This window comes from Streptomyces sp. NPDC047117, assembly GCF_040643545.1.
In the GTDB taxonomy this organism is placed as follows: Bacteria; Actinomycetota; Actinomycetes; order Streptomycetales; family Streptomycetaceae; genus Streptomyces.
The window spans coordinates 86,321-105,351 of the sequence record NZ_JBEYUN010000011.1 but is presented as its reverse complement, the minus strand read 5'-3'; the positions used below and the strand labels follow the sequence as shown (position 1 = coordinate 105,351).

The following is a 19,031-nucleotide window of genomic DNA, read 5'->3' as shown; positions in this document are numbered from 1 at the left end:
TGCGAAGTCCCGGCCTCCGATGCGGCGCCGACCGGGACGGGGCGATCGTCACGTTGGACACTCGCCGCCCACAAGAAGGCGCCGCACTCACGCGGTCCGGAAATGATCGGCCAGCCCTTTGTACCGATTGATCCGGAATGAAACTATTTATTCGGGAAACACAGTGTGACCAGCGCCCCAGGCCCCTACCAGCACGGACCGCACCTCTTCGGCACATCGTGCGCCCACGCCAACAGCCCTGCGGGAACGGCTTGATGACGTCCGTACCGCCGTCACCAGTCGGCGTCGTCCAGCACCAGCCGGCCCGCCTTGCGGTATTCACGTCGCGCGCCGTCCAGCAGGTCGGCGTTGCCCACCGGGCCGCCCCGCTCGGCCGCCGCGTAGGCCGCGGTGACCACGGCGCTGCGGATGGCGCCGCCGGCCAGCTCGAACTCCCGGGCACACGGCCCCGGATCGATGTCCTCGGCGCAGGGGACGTGCGCGAGGCTGTGCCGCCACAGGGCGAGGCGCTGGTCGGGGGCGGGGAACGGGAAGTCGACGATCAGGTCCAGGCGGCGGGTGAACGCCTCGTCGATGTTGGCGCGCAGGTTGGTGGTGAGCAGCGCGATGCCGTCGAAGGACTCCAGCCGCTGGAGGAGGTAGGCGCTCTCCATGTTCGCGTACCGGTCGCCGGCCTCCTTGACCTCCGACCGCTTGCCGAACACGGCGTCGGCCTCGTCGAAGAGGAGCACGGCGTCGGTGCGGTCGGCCTCGGCGAAGATCCGTTCCAGGTTCTTCTCGGTCTCCCCCACGTACTTGTCGACGACGGAGGAGAGCTGGACGACGTAGAGGTCCAGCCCCAGGTCGGCGGCGACCACCTCGGCGGAGAGCGTCTTGCCGGTACCGGAGTCGCCCGCGAACAGCCCCAGTACGCCGCGCCCGCGCCCGCCGCCGGCGTTCAGCCGCCAGTCGCCGAGGACCCGGTCGCGGTGGCGGGCCCGCCGGGTCAGCTCGCGCAGTGCGGTCAACTGGGTGTCCGGCAGCACCAGGTCGTCCCAGCCGACCTCGGGGCTGATGCGGCGGGCGTGCCGCTCCAGGCCGGAGGCGGACTGCCGGCGCGCCGCGAGCCGCAGGTGCGCGGCGGTCAGCGGGGTGCCGTCGAACTCCGCCAGCGCCACCGCGGCCCGGGCGGCCCTGCGGACGCCTGTCTCCCCGAGCCGGTAGGCGGCGACGACGGGCGCGAGGTCGAACTCCGGTTCCACGGCGGGGGCTTCGGCGTCCTCGGAGGGGGCCACCGACCCACCGGCGGCTTCGAGGGCCGCGGTCCAGGCCGCCACGTCACCCGCGCGCTGGCGGGGCACGTCCAGGACGAGCGGATCACGGCCGTCGTCGGACCACCGGGGGTCGTACGGACGGGTGTCGGCCAGGAGCACGGTGACGTCGTCCGCCGCGAGCGCGCGCAGCAGCGTACGCGGCTGCTCGGGCAGGGCGGGCACGACGATCGCGCGGCCGGTCAGCCGCGCCTCCCGCAGCAGTTCCGCGTACGGCGTCTCGTCCTCCGGTGTGATGTGGAGGGCGCCGAGCCCGGCGGTGTGCAGTGCGGCGGTGGCGCAGGCCGGACCGTCGCCGGCGCGGTGTTCGCGCAGGTAGACGGTGAGCGGTCCGCGCACCAGCCGCTCGGCCAGCGCGCGGGCGAGCGGGCCGGGGTCGGGCGCGGCAGCCGGCGGCCGGACGCTGCCGGCGAGTTCCGCGTCCGGTGTGTCGTCGCCCAGGAGGTGGGCCAGGACCCGGTCGGGGACGCGCAGGCCACGGCTGAGGAAGGGGCGCTCCGGCTCCTCGACGGTGAGCAGGCCCAGCGCTCGCAGCGGCGCGGTGGGGTGGAGCCGGGCGCGCGCCGCCGCGGCGTGCGGGGGCACCCCGCACAGGTCCAGCGCCAGCCCCGTGGTCGCCCGGCGGCGGGACACGTCGTCGTTGAGGTAGCCGTAGAGCGGTTCGAAGCCGCGGTCGAGGTCGGGGGCGAGGGCGACGAGCAGGATGCGGGTGTCCAGCTCGGTCAGGCCCAGCCGGCCGGCGAGCAGGCGCAGCCGGTCGTCCGCCGCGGCAGCCGGCGATTCCGTTGCGTCCGCCGGGGCGGGCGCGTCCGGCTCGGCGGCCTCGTCCGCCGCCGGGCCCTCGCCGGTACGCAGCAGGTGGAGCACCGCGTCCTCGGAGAGGTAGAGCCCGCGCAGCGGGTCATCGGCGGTCGGGTCCGTGGCGCGGCGCCGGTCGACCAGCAGCGCCACGCGTGCGCGCAGCCGGGCGAGGCGGGCGAGCAGCGGATCGGCGGAGCGGGCGTCGGCGGGCAGGGTGTCGGGCGAGGGGGCGGGCGTGCTCACTGTGCGGCCCCTCCGGCGGCCAGGTGGCTGGGCCGGTGCCGGCGTTCGGCGTTGTCGTCGAGCGAGCCGTCGATGTTGCGGACGCGCACCGCCGCGCCTTCGGTGACCGGCGGTCCCGCGTCGTACTCCGGGTACGCGGGGAACGGCACGGTCATGACGACGTCCAGCGACGGCTTCAGCTCGCCGCCGAGCGCGGTCCACACGTCGGACATGGAGCGGGCATCGCTCTGCGGGGTGCCGACGGTCAGCGGAACGGTCAGGCCGAGTTCCGCGAGCGGGCCCGTCAGCCGGTCCGGGGACAGGGTCTCGTGCGGCATCAGGGTGGCGAGCACCGCGGAGAGCAGGCGGTGCTCGTCCTGCGGGCGCTTGGTCCAGGCGGTGACGAGGTAGGCGAGCCGGAACCAGCGCGGCGGCTGCCGTCGGGACCGCACCGCTCCCTGCTCGTCACGGACCGGGACGGTGCCGCGCTGGCGCCGCTGGACGTCCTCGCGGATGTCGTAGAGGTAGGCGTCGATCACCGGGCCGTTGCGCCGGGCCGCCCATTCCCGGGTGGGGGCGTCGAAGGCGATCTCGACGCCGGAGCCTGCCAGCGCACCGCCGGTCAGCAGCCCCTTGAGTACCTCGTCCACCTCGTGGATCACGGTCGTGCCCTTCACTTGCCGCGTGTCTTGTGCTCACCCCATCGTCACCGCGCGGGGCCGGTACCGGCAGCCGTTCCGGGGCCGCGCACGGGGCACCCAACGATGCCCCGGGGGCCCTTGACGGACGCTCGATCCGTCAGATGTAGCCTTCACGGAGAGCAAACGCCACGGCATGAGCCCGGTTGCGAAGGTGCAACCGGGTCGTCAGGCCGTGCATCACGTTTTTGACGGTGCGTTCGGAGTACGAGAGCTTGCCAGCGATCTCACCGGTCCCCAGGCCCTCGGCGACCAGGCGGAGCACGTCGACCTCGCGTGCGGTGAGGCCGGAAGCGGGAAAGTCGGCCGGCCCGGCCGCGTTCCGCTGCATGCTGCCTATCTGGCTTATCAGACGTCCCAGCAGGTCGGAGGGCAGATCACCGTCCCCGCGTGCCGCGGCGAGGATCGCCTTCAGGAGCCGGTTCCCGGTGGCCTCGCGCCGCCAGACGATGGTGCCGACGCCGCATTCAATCACCTGCAGCAACTCGGCCTCCCTGATCAGCTCGGTAACCAAAACGGCCCGGGAACCGTCTGTCCGTACGAGCCTGCGCAGCCGCGCCAGTGCCGTTTCGTCCAGTTTCTCGGTGAGCAGGACCGCTACCGAGCCCTCCGGAAGGGGTGTCGTCGTGTCGTCGACGAGTTCGACCTCCGGCTGCGCGCGCAGCTGGCTGACGGCCCCCGCGTGGGAGAGCGGATCCGACGCGTGGACGACGACCGGGACCCTGGTCCGAACGTGCACAGACATTCCCTTACATACTTGCCCTGCGGTACGTACGCTGCAGTGGGTACGAGCTTCTCGGTGTCCGTGCGCCCGACGGTCCGGTGCCCTTTCGGACAGGCCCCGTTCCGTGAGCGGCACGCACGCGATCAAGCCTGCGGCCGGCACCACGAGAGCCGCAATCGTGGCCGACCACGAGACAAACCACGAGATCAGCGGCGGTCGGTGCCGGTGACCACGCTCATCGAACGCGAGACCGCGCTCGGCCTGCTGTCCGCCGAAGCCGCCCGTGCCCGCGCCGGAACGGGGCGGCTGCTGCTGTTCCGGGGGCCCACAGGGGCCGGTCGCAGTGCCCTTCTGGACGCCGCGGCCCGGCACGGAGAGGACCACGGGATGCGGGTCCTGCGGACCGATTGTTCCGCCGAGAACGCCGACACCGCGTTCGGACCCGTACTGCATCTGCTGGAGCCGCCGCCGTGCGCGGGGCTGGACGAGGACGCGCAGCGGCCGTCGCGCCACGACGGGCTGCCCGCCCGGCTGTGGCGGCTGCTGCGCTCGTACGCGTCCGCCTCGCCGCTGCTGCTGACCGTGGACAACGTGCACCTCGCCGACTCCGCTTCACGGCGCTGGCTGGCCGAGGCCGCCCGGCGCCTCGACGGGCTGCCCGTGCTGCTGGTGGCGAGCGAGCGTGTCCAGTACGACATCGCGCCGCCCGGTCACGGTCTGGCGCATGCCCTGTCGCCCTCTCAGCTGCGGGCACACGCGCCTGCCCCGCTGTCCCCGAAGGCCTCGGCGGAACTGGTACGCGCGGCCTTCGGCGCGGACGCGGCGGACGCCTGGGTGGACGGTTGCGTCCGTGCAGGGGCCGGCCTCCCGTTGCTGCTGCGGGCTTTGCTGGACGACCTGCGCGCGGTGGTGCCCGACGGCGGCCGGGACGGGGTGGCGCTGCCCGACAGTTGTGCCGACCTCTACCCGGGGTCCTACGCGGCCGCCGTGCTGTGGTGGCTGGACAGCGCCGGGCCCGAGACCGCAGCCGTGGCCCGTGCCCTGGCCGAGTTGGAGGAGACCGGCGGCGGCAACGCCCAGGTCACCGACGGGCTGCTGGCCGAGGTGAGCGGGGCGGGCGCGGCCCGGGTCGCGGGCTGGCTCACCGCGATGACCCGGCTGGGCCTGCTGCGCCGCGATCCCGGGCACGGCGGCCCGCTCTTCGCGCACCCCCTGCTGCGCGGCGCCGTGCTGGACGGCTGGCCGGAGGAGGACCGGCTCGACGTGCACCGGCGGGCCGCCGCGTACCGGTACCACCGCGGCGACCGCGCCGAAGCGGTGGCCTGGCACCTGCTGCGGGCGCACCCGGAGGGCGTGGGCTGGGTGACCGACATGCTGCTGGACGCGGCGACGGAGGCCTCGCGCGCCGGCCGGAACGCCGATGCCGCCGCGTATCTGCGGGGCGCGCTGGACACCCCGATGTCGCGCGAGCGCCGCGCCGAAGTGCTCACGCGTCTCGGCGCGCTGGAGTTCTCCACCGTGCGGTCGGCGGGGGTGCCCCGGCTGACCGAGGCGCTCCGTCTTCAGCAGGCGCCCAGGGAACGGGTGCTGACGGCGCTCACGCTGGGCACCGCGCTTGTCCACCGGGGCGAGGCGCGGGCCGCCTTCGATGTCCTGCGGGGCATCGACGACCAGGACGATCCGGTGCTGGCCCGTACGGTGCAGACGGCGGCCGCGCTGCTCTCCGACCACGACCGGGACATCCGGCGCGAGGTGCACCAGCGGCTGCGGGAGACCGCGAAGCGGCTCCCCACCGCGCTCAGTCCGGCCGTGCACACCCTGCTGGTCCGGTACGAGGCCGCCGCGGGCATGCTGTCGGCCGAGGACGCGATGCGGCAGATACGGCAGTTCGTCGCGGCGCCCGAGGACCGGCTGCTGCTGCCGTACCGCATGAGCGCGGCCTCCACCGTCGCCCAGTGGGCGGACGCGCTGGAGGACGCCGACCGCTACGTACAGGACGGGCTGACCCAGCGTCTCTCGCCCCTGCACCCGGCCCACCACGCCCTCATCAACACACGTGCGGACACCGAGGCGGCGCGCGGCGAATTCACGGCGGAGGACTACCCCGAAGTGCGGGCGTCGGGGGTGGCCCCGGGGCGCGCGGTGCCCACCAACATCCGGGCGCACTCCGTCATCTCGCTGGTCCGCTCCGGGCGGCTGGCGGACGCCCGCCGGATAGCGGCGGAGGTACATGTCGATGAATCGACCGACGGCTGGCAGCTCAACCGCTTCCTCTACGCGCGTGGCGTGCTGCGCGCAGCAGAGGGGGACCAGGTGGGCGCCCTGGACGACTTCCTCGACTGCGGACGCCGGCAGTCGGCCCGGGACATCCTCAGCCCGGCCGTCTCCCCCTGGCGTTCGGCCGCCGCCGAATGCCACCTGGCGCTGGGCCGGCCGCAGGCGGCGCTGCCGCTCGCCGAGGAGGAGTACCGGCTGGCGGCCGTCTGGGACACTCCGCGCGTGGTGGGCCGGGCGCTACGTGTCCTGGGCGCCGCCACGGGCGGCCGGCACGGCCTGGAACTCACCGGACAGGCCGTCACCGTCCTGCGGGACGGCGCTCCGACGCCGGTGCCGGACGCCGAGGGCGGTGCTGCGGACGCCGGGCCGGCGCAGGGTCTGCACCTCGAACTGGTTCCGGCGCTGATCACGCACGGCCGTCAGCTCGCCGCCGCCGGGCATCCGCGCCGGGCCCGCCCCCTGCTGCGGGAGGCCGCGGCCACCGCCGACCAGATGGGCGCGGCGCCGCTCCTGGCCCGGGCCGAGCGGGCGTTGCGCGACAGCGGCGCCCGGCGCGGGCCCGCCCGGCACACCGGCGCTGGCGCCCTCACCGACAGCGAGCGCCGCATCGCCGCGCTCGCCGCCGACGGCCGTACGAACGACGAGATCGCCGGCCTGCTGCACCTCGCCCGCCGCACCGTCGAAACGCACCTGACGAGCACCTATCGCAAACTGGGCATAAGGCGCCGGACCGCGCTCCGCGAGGCGCTGGCCGACGACGACACCGGGGAGAACGGCGACCGGCACGCGGGGTGAGTCTCCCGCGGTCCACGCCCCCCGGCCGGGCACACCGCCCGGCCGAGGAGAGCTGTCTCGCCGTCAGTCGCCGTACCTCACGAGGTCGACGACTGGGAGCGCCCGAAGAACTCGATCTCGGCGAACGAGACCTGCTTCTTGGATCCGGTTCCGTAGGCGGACCGCACCGTGAACCGTACGGAGCTGATCTCACCGACCCGGAAGGGGACGCGCTGGGCGCCGCTGGCCTGGTCGAGGTTGACGGTCTTGGTGAAGTGCTTCCCCTCCGCCGTGGTCACGAGGGCGTCGATGCGGTGCGGCAGGGCCGCCTTGGTGAGGTCGGCGGGGCGGTTCGAGATGCCGGGAGTGATCATCAGGTCGAGCAGCCGGACCGGGTCGTGGAACCGTGCCTCGACCCACTCCCCCTCGCCCGACTGCGAGACGCCCGGCCCCCACCAGGTGTTGTTGAACTTGTCGCCGACCAGGTCCGGGCCGTGATCGGGGAAGGACCGGGAAGCCGCCCATTTCTCCGGGGAGACCTGCGCCCGCTTGGCGAAGTGATCGCGCACGGCGTCCACCGCGGTGCCGATGTTGAAGAGGCCGAAGACCACGAGGCCGACCACGATCAGGCGGAACGTCCAGCTGAAGATGCGGCCCAGGTCCCGGCGGAGGCGCGGCCGGGAACCGGCCCACGGCGCCGGCCGGTTGCGGCGGTCCAGAATCCGGCGCCACCACGGGAGCCGGACCGGTGCGTCCTGGCGCGCGGCGAGCGACATGGCGCAGCGCCGGCAGAAGTGGCGGTCGGGGCGGTTGCCGGTGGAGCACCACGGGCAGGGCGGGCCGCCGTCCTCACCGGGCTCCATGGCGGGCCCCTGCGCGACCGGGCGGGCCGCTTCGGGGCGGCCGGGCAGCACCGGCGCCGCGACCGGCGTCGCCGCCACCCGCTGCTCGGGGTCGGCCACCGGGATGAGCAGCGCCCTGGCCCGCTCGTCTGCGGCCGCCTGGTCGTGCGGGGGCTGCTGCGCGCGGTCGGCGGGGGCGGCAGCAGCGTCGAGGTACGGGTTGGCAGCCGCCGCGGGGCCTTCGGGCGTGGCGGTGGTGTGCGGCTGCGGGGGCTCCGGGGACGCGGCGGCGTACGGTGCCGCGGCGGCGCTCCGGGGGTCGGCGGTGCCCTGGGGCGCGGCGGTGTCCGCGCCGCCGACGGCGTCCTGACGGAGCGTCGTCTCCTCGGGCCCGGCGGTGTCGTGGGACGCGGCGGAGGGGGCCGGGGCGGCGGGGCTGCCGCTCCCGGCGGGTGCGCCGGGGGCGCCCGGACGGCCCTCGTCCAGCTTCGGCGGCTTCCAGCCCAGTACCGTGCCGCAGCCGTCGCAGAACGACTGGCCCGGTGCCGTACGGGTGCCGCACTCGGGGCAGTCCGCCGGCCCGCCGGGGGCGGAGGAGGCGGAGGCGGAGTTGTGGTCGGTCACCTGTCGGTCGTCCTTTCGGCTTCGGTCACCTGGACCGTGTAGGGCATGTGAGCGGGGCGGGCAGCGGCGACGAGCCGCTCCAGCCGGTGTTCGTCGTGGGGCCCCGGGTCGGGGAGCCGGAGTTTCACGTGCAGGCTCGGGCGGCGTCCGCCGGGGAACGGGCCGAGGGGCCGGGCGTCCCAGGTGGCGCCACCGCTCTCGGCGATCTCCGGTGCGACGCCGAACGTGAGCCGGACGGCCTCCTCCAGACCGCGCCGGGTGCCGCGGATGCGGTGCAGGCGTACGGCGGCGGCGACCGCGGCGCGCAGCTGCGCCGGGTCCTCGGGCAGGTCCGGTCCGCCGTCGGGCGCGGCACCGACCCACTCGCCGAGCCAGCGTGTGAAGTCGACCGGCGCGAGCGAGGGGGTGAAGTAGGAGTCCAGGCAGTCCAGGACGTTGTGGATGGGCGCGAGCACCTCGTCGAGGCCGGCGACGAAGCGCTGCGCCAGGTCGTCCTCGGCGAAGACGGCGGGCAGCATGTCGCTCAGCGGTACGGACGAGCTGAGCCCGTCGACCGAGCCCCTCATGAGGCGTCCCCGATCACCCGGACGCGGTGGTCGAAGGAGAAGACCAGCGCGGAGGGCTCCAGGGCGATCCGGTCGGTGGGGTCGCCGCGCTTGCCGGTCAGCGGGTCGGCGGGGTGCAGCAGCACCTGGTCGACCAGTTCCACGCCGGGCACTCGCTGGAGGACCGCGAAGACCTCGCCGGCCTGCACCGGCCGCCCGAAGGGCCAGCCGGTGCCGTGCGCGCCGCCGGTCAGCGGGTCCAGGTGGCGGTAGAGCGCGTCGTGGGCATCGCGGCGGACCCGGTCGGTGTCGGTGCCGCGGAAGGCGTGCAGCGTCGCGACGACGGTGACGCCCTGGTAGTACGGCGGGCCCACGGCGAGCCGGGTGCCGATCAGCCGCCGGTCGTCGAGGTACCGGGTGATCCGGCCGAGCAACGCGTCGTTGGGGACGAGCTGCTCGAAGCGGAGCCGGCCGCCCGGGTCCGGTACGGCCTGCGGGATGACCAGGACGCGTACGGCGTGCGCGCCGTGCTCGTCCGGTTCGGCGGCCAGGCAGGTGATGCGGGCGGTCTCGGGGGCCGCGCGGCGGGCGAGTTCCTCGTAGTCGCGCAGGGTGACGGCCCGGTCCTGGGCGCTCAGCGCGATGGGCGCGCGGACCTTCGCCTCCTCCACGGTCTCGCCGTCCACGCCGCCGCTCGCGGCCTCGCGGTTGGTGACCTCGGCGACGTACGGGACGGAGTCGCGCAGCACCTGGATGGCGCCGCGGGCGACGTTGCCCGACTTGCCGCCGCCGGTGCGGTACTGGCGGGCGCGGACGACGGCGCCCTTGGGCGGCACGGCGCCGTACTGCCGCAGCGTGCCGTCCGGTTCGCGTACGGCGGGGCCGAAGGCGATCTCACCGGTGGCGGCGTCGAGGGTGACGTGCCGGTCCTCGGGCCCGGAGGCGGCGAAGTGGCCGACGACCTCCCAGTCGGTCCAGCCGTCGCGCTCGGCGACCTGGAGGTGCAGCGGCGGCACGTCACCGACGACGGGCGCGTGGGCGAGCCGCATCCGCTGGGCGGGCAGCCCGGCGGCCTCGCCGAGGAGTTCGTCGCGGACGGTGTCGGCGTGCACGGCGGGCGTGGTGCCGCCGATGGTGAACGCCTCGGCCACCCGGACGGTGGGCGACACGGTGTAGAAGGGCTGGCCCGCGACGGGGTCGGTGACCCGGCAGCGCAGCCAGCCGGCCTCCCGCCGGCCGGCGCGGGACAGCACGTGCCCGCCGGGTACGTGCAGGACCACTTCACCGGGCCGGTTCAGACCACCGGTGGTGTCCCGCTCGACCTCGCACGGCGCCCAGCCGTCCGCGGTCCACGCCTCCCAGACCAGCGGGGGCTGCCGGGGGTCCACACCGACACCGTCGACGCGGCTCTCCAGGGTCAGCACGACGGCGCAGTGCGGTACGGCGGCGCTCAGCCCGAACAGCATCCGGTCGCCGGGGCGCGGGGCCTCGGCGAAGCAGTTCACGTCCTTGCCCTCGACGAGGTCGGTGGTCCGCTCGGTCACCTCACCGTCCTGCGGGTGGACCACGAGGTGCGACAACTCGCTCGGCACGATGACCAGTTCACGCTCGGTGGCGAAGACGGACGCCTCCTCGCTCTCGGTGCGCGCGGTGGCGACCTCGGTCCCGAGGGCGAGCCGTACGGGCTGCTCCTGGGGCGCGGAGAGCCAGAACGTCACGTCCGCCCGTGCCGCGGCGGGCGGGAAGAGCGTGATGCCGAGCAGGTCCAGGAAGGCCAGGTGGTTCTTCTCGGGCACCCGGTTGAGCCGGTAGACGATCTGATCGGCCATGTGCGCGACCGTCTCCACCAGCGTCACCCCGGGGTCGGAGACGTTGTGGTCGGTCCACTCCGGGGCGCGCTGCTGGATGTAGCGCTTGGCGTCGTCGACGAACTGCTGGAAGCGCCGGTCGTCGAGGTTCGGGGAGGGCAGGGCCATCAGCGGTCGCTTCCAATGTGCTCGTCGGACTTGCGGAGGGAGATACCGGTCGCGCCGGCCGGCTCGGTGGAGCCGGAAGCGGCCGGCTCGTCGTGCGAGGGGATGACGTAGAACGGGAAGACCAGGCTGCGCGGGTTGTTGGTGCCGCGGATCGAGTAGCGCACGTCGATGAAGAGCACCCCCTGGTCGTCGCCGGCCGTCACGGTGACGTCGTCCACCTCGATGCGCGGCTCCCAGCGGTCGAGGCTGGCGTACACCTCGTGCTGGATGCGGCCGGCGGTCGCCTCGTTGACCGGTGCGAAGACCATGTCGTGGATGGCGCAGCCGAATTCGGGGCGCATCGGGCGCTCCCCCGGCGCGGTGGCCAGTACGAGCCGCATGGCCTCCTCGACCTCGCGCTCCCCGCTGACCAGGGCGATGCCGCCCGTGGGGCTGATGCGCAGGGGGAACGACCAGCCGGAACCTACGAACTGTCCGGACATCAGTGAGCCACCTGCCTTCTCTGTTCCATGACCTTCCCGGTGATGCGCTCGGCGGTCACGGGATCGGGTACGGCTTGTTGTTGACCAGCACGACACCCTGGAGCATGAGCGTGGCGGCGCGGATGCCGACGTTGGCGACGGAGTTGACCTGGATGGTGCCGCCGGCGCTGACCGTCGCGGCGCCCAGCGCCTTGAGGCTCAGCGCGCCCATCGCGTCCACGTTGACCGCTCCGGCGAGGGACTTGAGGTTGACCAGCCCCCGGCCCTGGATGTTGAGCATGCCGCCGCTCTTGATGGTCAGATTGCGGCGCGCGCTCAGGTCCAGGTCCGTGCCCGCCTCCACCGACACCGACCGGCTGCCCTTGATGGTGACGCTGCCGGAGCTGTCGATGGCGATCTCGGTGCCCGTACGGTCCAGGTTGACCGTCAGCTTGTTGTCCCCGGTGCTCAGCCGCACACCGCGCTTGCCGCCGGTGCGCTGGTCGAGGAGGTCGACACGGTTGCCGCTGCGGTCGGCCAGCGTGCGCCGGCTGACGGTGCCGCGCGTCGAGTCGTACAGCGGTACGTCGACGGGGTCCGGCTTGTCCTTGCCGTTGTAGAGCCCGCCGATGACGTACGGGTGGTCCAGGGCGCCCCGGTCGAACGCGACCAGCACCTCGTCACCGACGTCCGGGCCGATCACTCCGCCGCCCTTGGAGCCGCCGAACTGCACGGTCCGCGTCCAGTCGCTGGTGTACTTGTCGTCCAGCCAGGGGAACTGCAGCTTGACCCGCCCCTGCTTCAGCGGGTCCTTGATATCGGTGACCAGCGCGTTGGCGACGCTCGGCAGCTTCGGCTGCATGCTCGTGCCGCCCGAGGCCAGGCCGTACAGGGACCGCCACTGACGGCCGCTGACGGTCAGCACGGTCTCGTAGTGCCGGCCGTCCCCGAAGGAGTGGCGGGCCGCGGTCACCGTGTACTTGCCCTCGAAGGGCTCGCCCACGTCAGCGAGCGCGACGGGCACGCCGGGCCGCAGCTTCGGGTTGCCGCGCACCGTCACCTCCAGCTCGGCGAAGGCCCCGGTCACGTCGTCGGCCACGGCCTGCGCCGCGTACCGGACCTGGGCCTGGGTGTCGAGCGGGGTGTCGGTCTCCACCAGGGTGGCGGCGCCGAACGCCGAGGACGCCTGCCCCGGGGTGGTCCCGATCGACACACCGGGAGTGGTACTGGCGGGTGCCCGGCCCACCAGGTCCCGCTTGGTCGTCACGTCCCAGCCCCGCGCCTCCACCCGGCTCACCTGGTCGGCGGAGGTCACCGCGGCCCGGCAGCGCAGGATGTCCACGCCCGCCTCCAGGACGAACGGGCTCTTCTCGCTCGGCGTGCTCACCGGGGGCGCGCCGGACGCCGGATCGGCCTTGACGAACTGCAGCTTGCCCTTGGAGCTCAGCGACAGCACCCGCTCGCTCTCATCGGCCAGCCGGCACGCGAAGTCCCAGTCGGTGACGTTGGCCTGGGTGAGGAACTCGTACTTGGCGGTGGTGCCGTCGATCCGGCCGACCGGCACCCGGTCCTGGCCGGCCAGCTTGCGGACGATGTCGGACGCGGTCATGGACCGGTAACCCATCACCCGGCGCTGCCGCAGCATCCGGTGGCCCAGGTCGTAACCCCGTACGACGGTGAAGGTGCCGGTGCCGTCGTAGTCCGTCTCCAGCCCCGTCACCTCGCCGGTGAGCAGCACGGACTGCGCGCCCTGGCCGTCGGCCACCGGCGCCAGCTCGGCCTTGGCCCCGATCTTGATGCCCGCCTCGCCGAGCAGCTTCCGCTTGGGGTCCCGGAAGGTGAGCTCGAAGGCACCGGGCACCCCGGCCCCGAAGTCGACCCAGCCCCCGACCAGGAGCCGGGCGTGCTGCGGCTTCAGCGGCGCGCCACCGACCTTGACGTGGAAGACGTTGGAGTAACCGATCTGGGTCATCAGGAGCCGACCTCTTCAGCGGCGGGAAGCATCAGTTCGATCCCCGGCCGCAGCTGTGCGGGATTGTCGATGTTGTTGGCCTCGGCGATGGTGCGCCAGGCGGTGGCGTCGCCGTACTCACGGAAGGCGAGGAACTGCAGCGAGTCGCCGGCCACCACGCGGTGCACCCGGCGTGCGGTGAGCGCGCCGGAGGTGGGGTTCTGGCCCGCGGTCTGGCTCGGGATCTCGTGCAGCTGCACCTGGCAGGTGGCGCGGATCGGCACGCCGGTGGTGCCGAAGAGGGTGTACTGCGCGTCCACGGCACTGACGTACGCGGTGAACCGGGCTGTCGAGAACGACCCCCACTCGAACACCACCCACGGCGTCGACGGCTGCTTCGCCGCGATGCTGGCCGAGGTCACCTCACAGCACGAGAACAGCGCCTCGACGTTCTTGCGGACCTCGTTGCTGTCCGGCTCACCGGACTTGTCCAGGAACACCTCGACCGTCATCTCGCGCGGCGCGGCCCCCATGAACTCCGGGAGCGCGCCGTCCCGCACGGCGGCGGTCGGCGTGGTCTTCCACTCGGCACGCCGGCTCAGCGCGAGCTGCGCCGGGTTGAAGTCGAAGTGGAACGTGCTGATCAGACCGCCCGGCTTGGTGCTGTAACCGAGCGGCGGCTGATGGATGGCGAGCGTCGCCCGTACCAGGCTCTTGCCCGCGCCGCCCTTTCCCTTGCCCGGCATCTACGCCGCCCCCGCATCCGTGAAGCCGTGGTGCGCGATCTCCAGCGTCTCGGTCGCCACGGCCGGGCTGGCCGGGTCCAGGGACGGCCCGCGCCAGCTGACCGGCAGTACGTCCAGGAGTCCCCAGCGGGCGACGACCGAGCCGTCCGCGCGCAACGCGGCGATCTGCGCGGTCGGCCGCACCACGCCGCTGGTGACGGAGGAGACCCAGGCGGCCACCTTCGCGGTGTCCGGCGTGAGCGGCCGGGTCAGCGTGATGTGCGAGAAGCTCACACGGGAGGGCAGCTGCCAGACGAAGCCGTTGTTGCCGCCCTCCTGCCGCTGCTCGATCTCCACCTCCGAGGACAGGCCCTCGCACCCGTTGAAGTCGCCCAGGCTCTCACCGTCGATGGTCAGGTTGAAGAAGATCGTGGATCCGGGGTCCTGGTCCTGCGGCATCGAGCTGGGCCTTCCTGGTGCGGCTCATGGGTTCTGCTGGTCGGTGGCTGTCGGGGCGGCGGCGGGCGGGGAGAACCCGGTCAACGACGGGGATCGCGCAGCCTCCCGATCCGCTCGCGGTCGAGCCGCAGCTCGGTACGGAGGAGCCGGGTCAGCGGCCCGATGAGACGGTGCGTCAGCTCATCGACCTGCCCGTCCGTCAGCTGCCGTGCGTCGAAGCCACCGGCGTCCGGCGTCCCCGCGCCACTGTTCTGCCGCGAGTTGTTGGCGGAGCGGTGCGACGCCCCGCCGCCCACCGGCCGCGACGTGCTCCGCGACTGCCGCGCACCCTTCCCGGCCCGCTGCACGGAGGTGGGGCCGGAGGAGGACGCGGCTTCGGCTGCGGCCGGGGGCGCGGACGCGGGGGCCGCCGTGGCCGTCGGCGAAGACTTCGCCGACGGCCGGGAGGGGGCCGCCGCGGGTGCGGAGGCCGCGATCGGGGCCGAGACCGGGGCCGAAGTCGGGGTGCTCACTGACGTTTTCTGTACCGGGAATGCGGCGGGGGCGCCGGATCCGCCGGGTCCGCCGGCCGGCATCGCGGCCGGCGGTGTCGTGCCCGGCCGCACCACTGCCTGGGGTGCTGCTCCCTGCGGTGCTGCTGCCTGCAGTGGCACCGCGGGTGATGCCGATGCCAGTGGGGCCGTTGCCAGTGGTGCCGATGCCGGTCCTGTCGTGGGACGTGCCGTGAGGGGTGCCACGGGCGGTGTTGCCACCGGAGGTGTCGCGGTGGCCCGTTGCACCGGGCGCTGCATGGGCAGCGTCGGCGCCGGCCGGGCCAGCGGAACTGCCCGGCCGGCCCCCTGCGGTGCCGCAGGCGCGTGGGCCGCCTGCGCGGACGGCACGCCCGGCTGCTGCCCAGCCGGACCGGGGGATGCCGGAGAGGCGGGGGGCGCCGGGGCCGCACTCGGCGAGGCCGGGCCTGCCGCCGACACCGGCTGATGTGTCGTCAAGCGCTGGGCCGGGGGCCGCTGGGATGCGGGGGCTGCCGCGGGGCTCTGGGCCGTGGGGCCTTGGGCCGCAGGGCCCCGGACCGCACGCTGGACCGGTGCCCCGGGGCCACCTGCGGCGGGCTGGCCGCCCACTGCCCGTACGGTCTTCCTCGGCTCGCTCCCGCGGCCCGCTGCCGTGCCCTCTTGGGGAAGGCGGCGCAGTGCCACGGGGGCGACGGGGGCGACGGGTGCGCCCGGCGCGGCCGATGTCGCCGGTGCGGCCGACGGGCCGGAAGGCAGTACCGGCCTGGAAGCGGCCAGCGGCTTCGCCGCCGAAACACCGAGGAGCGGTGCGTCGGCCTGTCGCCGCTGAACGGGACGCTCCACGGGAGCATCCGGTCCCGGCTCCGCCTGCGCCTGCGCCTGCGCCTGCGCCTGCGCCTGCGCCTGCGCCTGCGCCTGCTGCGTACGCTCCGCCGCGGGCGCGGCAGCCGGCAAGGCCGACCGCTGCACGGCCGGAACGGGACCTGCGTCCGCTGCCCGGCGATCGGCTGTCGGCCCGGCGAGCGGCTTCGATGCCGGGTTCGTCTCGCTCACCGGGGCACCGAGGCCCGGGCGGCGTACGGGCACGGCCGAGGAGGCCGCGGTAGGACGCGGTGCCGCGACCGGTGCGATCGGTGCGATCGGCATGCCACCGGAGCTGCCGGCCGCCGGAGCCTCGTTCCGCGCCCGCTGCACCGGACTGCCCAACCCGACGCCCCGGGTCGGCCGCGCCGCTGCGGTCGGAAGAGTCGACGGTGTCGACGGGGTCGACGGGGTCTGGGTCCGGGGCGTCGACGGAGCCTGCACATCACGCTGTACGGGTGCGATGACCGGCTCCGATGCGCTCGCCGAAGCAGCACGTTGTGCGCGGTACGCAGTAGTGGCGCCCGGGACATTCGTGCCGGAAGCAGCACCCGGCCGCGCCTCGGCCGCAGAGGTCGCCCCCTTCGCGGCCCCGCTCTCGGGCGCCGCGGACGACCGCTGCACCGCGGCCGTGTTCGTCGCGTTGTCCGCCGTGGTGCTCGTCGCGTTGTTCGTTGCGTCGCTCGTTGCGGACGGCTGCTCGGAAGGCGTCTGCGTCGTCTGCGTCACCGGCGCCGAGGGGCGTGCCGAGGTGTCCTCGGGCGCCGACCGGCGGAGCGGTTCGCCCAGGGGCGCCGACCGTCGGGCCGTGCCACTCGTCGGCGTCGGCCGCTGCGCAGGCCCGCTCTCCGCAGCCGACGGCCGCGCCGGGCCGGAACCCGGAGTCGCAGCAGGCCGCGTACCAGCGGCGGGCGTCGGCCGAGAAGCCGCCCCGCCGTCCGGTACGGCCCGCTGCACCGCCGGACGCGGCGACGGCTGCGCCGCCCGGCGCTCCGACGACTTGGCCACCGGCCGGTCCGGGGACTTCGCTGCCGGCCGGTCCGACGGCTGAGTTGCCGGACGGCCCGGCGTCTGCGCTGCCGGACGGCTCGACGAGGCCACCGGCGGCAGCGCAGGACCGCTGTCCGACACCGCCGACCGTTGCACATCGGGCCCCGAGGCCGACGCGCGCCGGGCATCACCCGTAACGGGAGCCGATCCCGTAGCGGGAGCCGATGTAGCGACCGGCGCCGGACCGCTTCCCGCAGCCCCCGGTGCAGGCTCCACGGCAGGCGCGGGCTCCGACGGACCAGCAGGCGCCTGAGCCCCAGGCACCTGAGCCTCGGGCGCCTGGACCGTACGGCTCGGCTCGGTACGGCTCGGTGCCGCGGACGGCAGCACGCGTCGCTGCACCGGGCCGGGCGTCGACGCCCTGGTCAGCGACGGCTTGCCGGGGGCCGGTACGCGCCCCGGCGCCGGCGGTGCGACCGGTGCCACTCGCGGCCCCCTGGCCCGCTGGACCACCGGCGCGGCGTCGGCCGGCCGGGGCCGAGACGTCGAAGGGGGCGAAGAGTTCGCGGCCGTCCGAGACGTCCGAGACCCCTCGGACGTCCCGGAAGACGGCAGGGCGAAGCCCCGGGGGGCACCCTGCGGGGCCGGGCCCGCCTCCTCCGGCTCGGGGTGTGCGACCGGGAAGGAGAGGGCCGGGTTGCCCAGGCCCGGGACCGGCGTCACGGCAGGCGTCAGGGCGCCCTGGACCAGGCCGGTCGGCGCGCTGTCCATGACGGCGTGCGAGAGCGTGCCCATGAAGGCGGGGTTCTGCCAGGACGCCAGCGAGCCGGCGAAGTCCGGCGCCGACACCGTGTGCCCGCCCGAACTCCCCAGCGCACGCTGGATCGGCGGCAGGCCGACGGGACCCGTCGGCCCACCGGCCTCGCCCGCGGCAGCCGGGCCGGCGGCAACGGCCGGGCCGGTACGTACCTCCTCGGTGGCGGCCGGCGCCAGGCCGGCCGTCGCCGCTCCCCCGTCCGGCACGTCGCCCGTGGTGGCGCCGGCGTTCTCCCGGCCCCGCCGGAACCGGTCGAGCATTCCCATCAGCGCTCTGCCTCCGCGCGCGTCACCAGCGTGGCGATCTGCTCCACGTAACGGCGGCGGTCCCGGTGTTCGAGGTCCAGGATCTCCGCCAGACTCCAGTGGAAGTGGTACGCGACGTACGCGATCTCCTCATGCATGCGGTCGGTCGCGTACGTCACGATTCCCCCAGGCGGCTCCCGCCGAGTTCGACCTCGAACGGCTGCTCGCAGTGCGGGCACGACACCCCGGCCCGCGTGTGGCCCTCGGCGTTGATCTGCCGGTAGAAGTCCTGCAGGAAGGCGAGGTCGGAGGCGAACATGTTCTCCACCACCCCGTCGTGCACCAGCGGCAGCGTCCCCAGCCGGGTGATGACCCGGCCGAGCAGCACCACCGAGAGGTACGCGGGGTTCTCCTGCACCCGCAGGTCCCGCAGCGGTACGAGTTCGTCCTTGGCGGTGGCCAGACGCATCACCCCGTGCCGGTGCACGGTCCCCGACTCGTCGACGTAGCCGCGCGGCAGCTCGAAGGCGAACTCGGTGCTCAGGGTGGGCTGCGGCGCCGCCGCCGGAGCGGCGGCCGGGGCCGCGGGAGCGGCGGCCGCGGCCCCGGTCTCCGCCCCGGCTTCCGGCGCGGTTTCGGCGCCGGAAGCCGCCGGTGCCGGCGAGGCCGGCGTCCTGGGAGCGGTACGGCGCATTACTCGATGACCAGTTCTTCGAACGTGATGGTCACGGTCTCGGTGAGGGCCGACGCCTCACCGGCCTTCACGGTGCTGGTGTCGACCTTGCTGCACCAGGCGTTGCGCATGTTGTAACGCTTGACCGGGTTGTTCTGGTAGTCCATCACCATGATGGTGGCGTTCTTACGGGCCGTGGCCATGACGCCCGCCACCGACTCGGTGATCCACTGGTTGAACGCCGCCGACTGGGTCATACCGCGTACGACCGTGCAGGTGCCGGCCTTCTTCACGCCGGGCAGCTTCTTCGTGACGGGCTTGCCCTGCGCGGAGACCTGCTGGTACTCGATGACGTCCTGCTCGATGGTGAGGCCGTTGACCTCCTGGAGGTACTCGACCATCACACCGTCGATCTGCAGGCCGAAATTGTGTGAAGTGAGCGCGTCACCTGGCTGGAGACTCATGAACTGTCGGGTGTCCTTTGCTGATTACTGACCGACGGGAGAGGAAGGCGAGGGAGGGGAGGGCGGCCGGTGGGCCGCCC

At 74.1% G+C, this 19,031-nt stretch carries 16 protein-coding genes; 2 read left to right on the top strand and 14 right to left on the bottom strand.

From position 1 onward, the window contains the following. Nucleotides 1-272 precede the first annotated feature (272 nt). The 3 genes from ABZ840_RS22230 to ABZ840_RS22220 form a co-directional block, all read right to left on the bottom strand. Entirely contained in the window at nt 273-2,354 is a 2,082-nt protein-coding gene (locus ABZ840_RS22230; RefSeq protein ID WP_361561815.1) for an ATP-binding protein, read from the bottom strand. Continuing rightward, nucleotides 2,351-2,995, bottom strand: a complete 645-nt coding sequence (locus tag ABZ840_RS22225; protein WP_361561973.1) for a DUF4255 domain-containing protein — start codon at nt 2,993-2,995, stop codon at nt 2,351-2,353. The genes ABZ840_RS22230 and ABZ840_RS22225 overlap by 4 nt, the downstream gene beginning before the upstream one ends. Before the next feature lie 136 nt (nt 2,996-3,131). Beyond that, nucleotides 3,132-3,776, bottom strand: a complete 645-nt coding sequence (locus ABZ840_RS22220; protein ID WP_361561814.1) for a response regulator transcription factor — start codon at nt 3,774-3,776, stop codon at nt 3,132-3,134. Between the two features lie 204 nt (nt 3,777-3,980). Between ABZ840_RS22220 and ABZ840_RS22215 the strand changes: the two genes are divergently transcribed. Then, on the top strand, nt 3,981-6,827 hold the full coding sequence (locus ABZ840_RS22215; RefSeq protein ID WP_361561813.1) for a LuxR family transcriptional regulator: 2,847 nt from the start codon (nt 3,981-3,983) through the stop codon (nt 6,825-6,827). A 77-nt stretch (nt 6,828-6,904) separates the two neighbouring features. Here ABZ840_RS22215 and ABZ840_RS22210 read toward each other — a convergent pair whose 3' ends face one another. The 8 genes from ABZ840_RS22210 to ABZ840_RS22175 all read right to left on the bottom strand — a co-directional run bounded on the left by ABZ840_RS22210 (nt 6,905) and on the right by ABZ840_RS22175 (nt 14,901). Further along, complete coding sequence (locus ABZ840_RS22210; protein WP_361561812.1) at nt 6,905-8,272, bottom strand: zinc ribbon domain-containing protein; 1,368 nt, start codon at nt 8,270-8,272, stop codon at nt 6,905-6,907. Further along, nucleotides 8,269-8,838 carry a phage tail protein gene (locus ABZ840_RS22205; protein ID WP_361561811.1) on the bottom strand — a complete coding sequence of 190 codons (570 nt, stop codon included), beginning with the start codon at nt 8,836-8,838 and terminating at the stop codon, nt 8,269-8,271. Before ABZ840_RS22205 ends, ABZ840_RS22210 begins: the two co-directional genes overlap by 4 nt. Beyond that, nucleotides 8,835-10,793, bottom strand: coding sequence for a putative baseplate assembly protein (locus tag ABZ840_RS22200; RefSeq protein ID WP_361561810.1), 1,959 nt, complete (start codon nt 10,791-10,793; stop codon nt 8,835-8,837). The genes ABZ840_RS22205 and ABZ840_RS22200 overlap by 4 nt, the downstream gene beginning before the upstream one ends. Beyond that, nucleotides 10,793-11,275 carry a GPW/gp25 family protein gene (locus ABZ840_RS22195; RefSeq protein WP_361561809.1) on the bottom strand — a complete coding sequence of 161 codons (483 nt, stop codon included), beginning with the start codon at nt 11,273-11,275 and terminating at the stop codon, nt 10,793-10,795. Before ABZ840_RS22195 ends, ABZ840_RS22200 begins: the two co-directional genes overlap by 1 nt. A gap of 55 nt (nt 11,276-11,330) precedes the next feature. After that, the gene (locus tag ABZ840_RS22190; protein ID WP_361561808.1) at nt 11,331-13,226 is read right to left on the bottom strand and encodes a VgrG-related protein; all 1,896 of its coding nucleotides are present in this window, start codon (nt 13,224-13,226) and stop codon (nt 11,331-11,333) included. Continuing rightward, nucleotides 13,226-13,951: a LysM peptidoglycan-binding domain-containing protein gene (locus tag ABZ840_RS22185; RefSeq protein WP_361561807.1), complete on the bottom strand. Its 726-nt coding sequence runs from the start codon at nt 13,949-13,951 to the stop codon at nt 13,226-13,228. The genes ABZ840_RS22190 and ABZ840_RS22185 overlap by 1 nt, the downstream gene beginning before the upstream one ends. After that, entirely contained in the window at nt 13,952-14,389 is a 438-nt protein-coding gene (locus tag ABZ840_RS22180) for a phage tail protein (RefSeq protein ID WP_030613525.1), read from the bottom strand. A gap of 80 nt (nt 14,390-14,469) precedes the next feature. Then, complete coding sequence (locus tag ABZ840_RS22175) at nt 14,470-14,901, bottom strand: extensin (protein ID WP_361561806.1); 432 nt, start codon at nt 14,899-14,901, stop codon at nt 14,470-14,472. A 1,396-nt stretch (nt 14,902-16,297) separates the two neighbouring features. Between ABZ840_RS22175 and ABZ840_RS22170 the strand changes: the two genes are divergently transcribed. Next, entirely contained in the window at nt 16,298-16,813 is a 516-nt protein-coding gene (locus ABZ840_RS22170; protein WP_361561805.1) for a hypothetical protein, read from the top strand. Between the two features lie 1,021 nt (nt 16,814-17,834). On the opposite strand, the gene ABZ840_RS22165 is transcribed toward ABZ840_RS22170, so the two are convergent. From ABZ840_RS22165 to ABZ840_RS22155, 3 genes are read right to left on the bottom strand one after another with little or no spacing between them, the layout of a single operon-like run. Further along, nucleotides 17,835-17,993, bottom strand: a complete 159-nt coding sequence (locus tag ABZ840_RS22165; protein WP_361561804.1) for a DUF6760 family protein — start codon at nt 17,991-17,993, stop codon at nt 17,835-17,837. After that, nucleotides 17,990-18,508, bottom strand: a complete 519-nt coding sequence (locus ABZ840_RS22160) for a hypothetical protein (RefSeq protein WP_361561803.1) — start codon at nt 18,506-18,508, stop codon at nt 17,990-17,992. The genes ABZ840_RS22165 and ABZ840_RS22160 overlap by 4 nt, the downstream gene beginning before the upstream one ends. Beyond that, a complete protein-coding gene (locus tag ABZ840_RS22155) occupies nt 18,508-18,951 on the bottom strand; it encodes a phage tail protein (protein ID WP_361561802.1) in 444 nt (147 codons plus the stop codon). The genes ABZ840_RS22160 and ABZ840_RS22155 overlap by 1 nt, the downstream gene beginning before the upstream one ends. Nucleotides 18,952-19,031 lie beyond the last annotated feature (80 nt).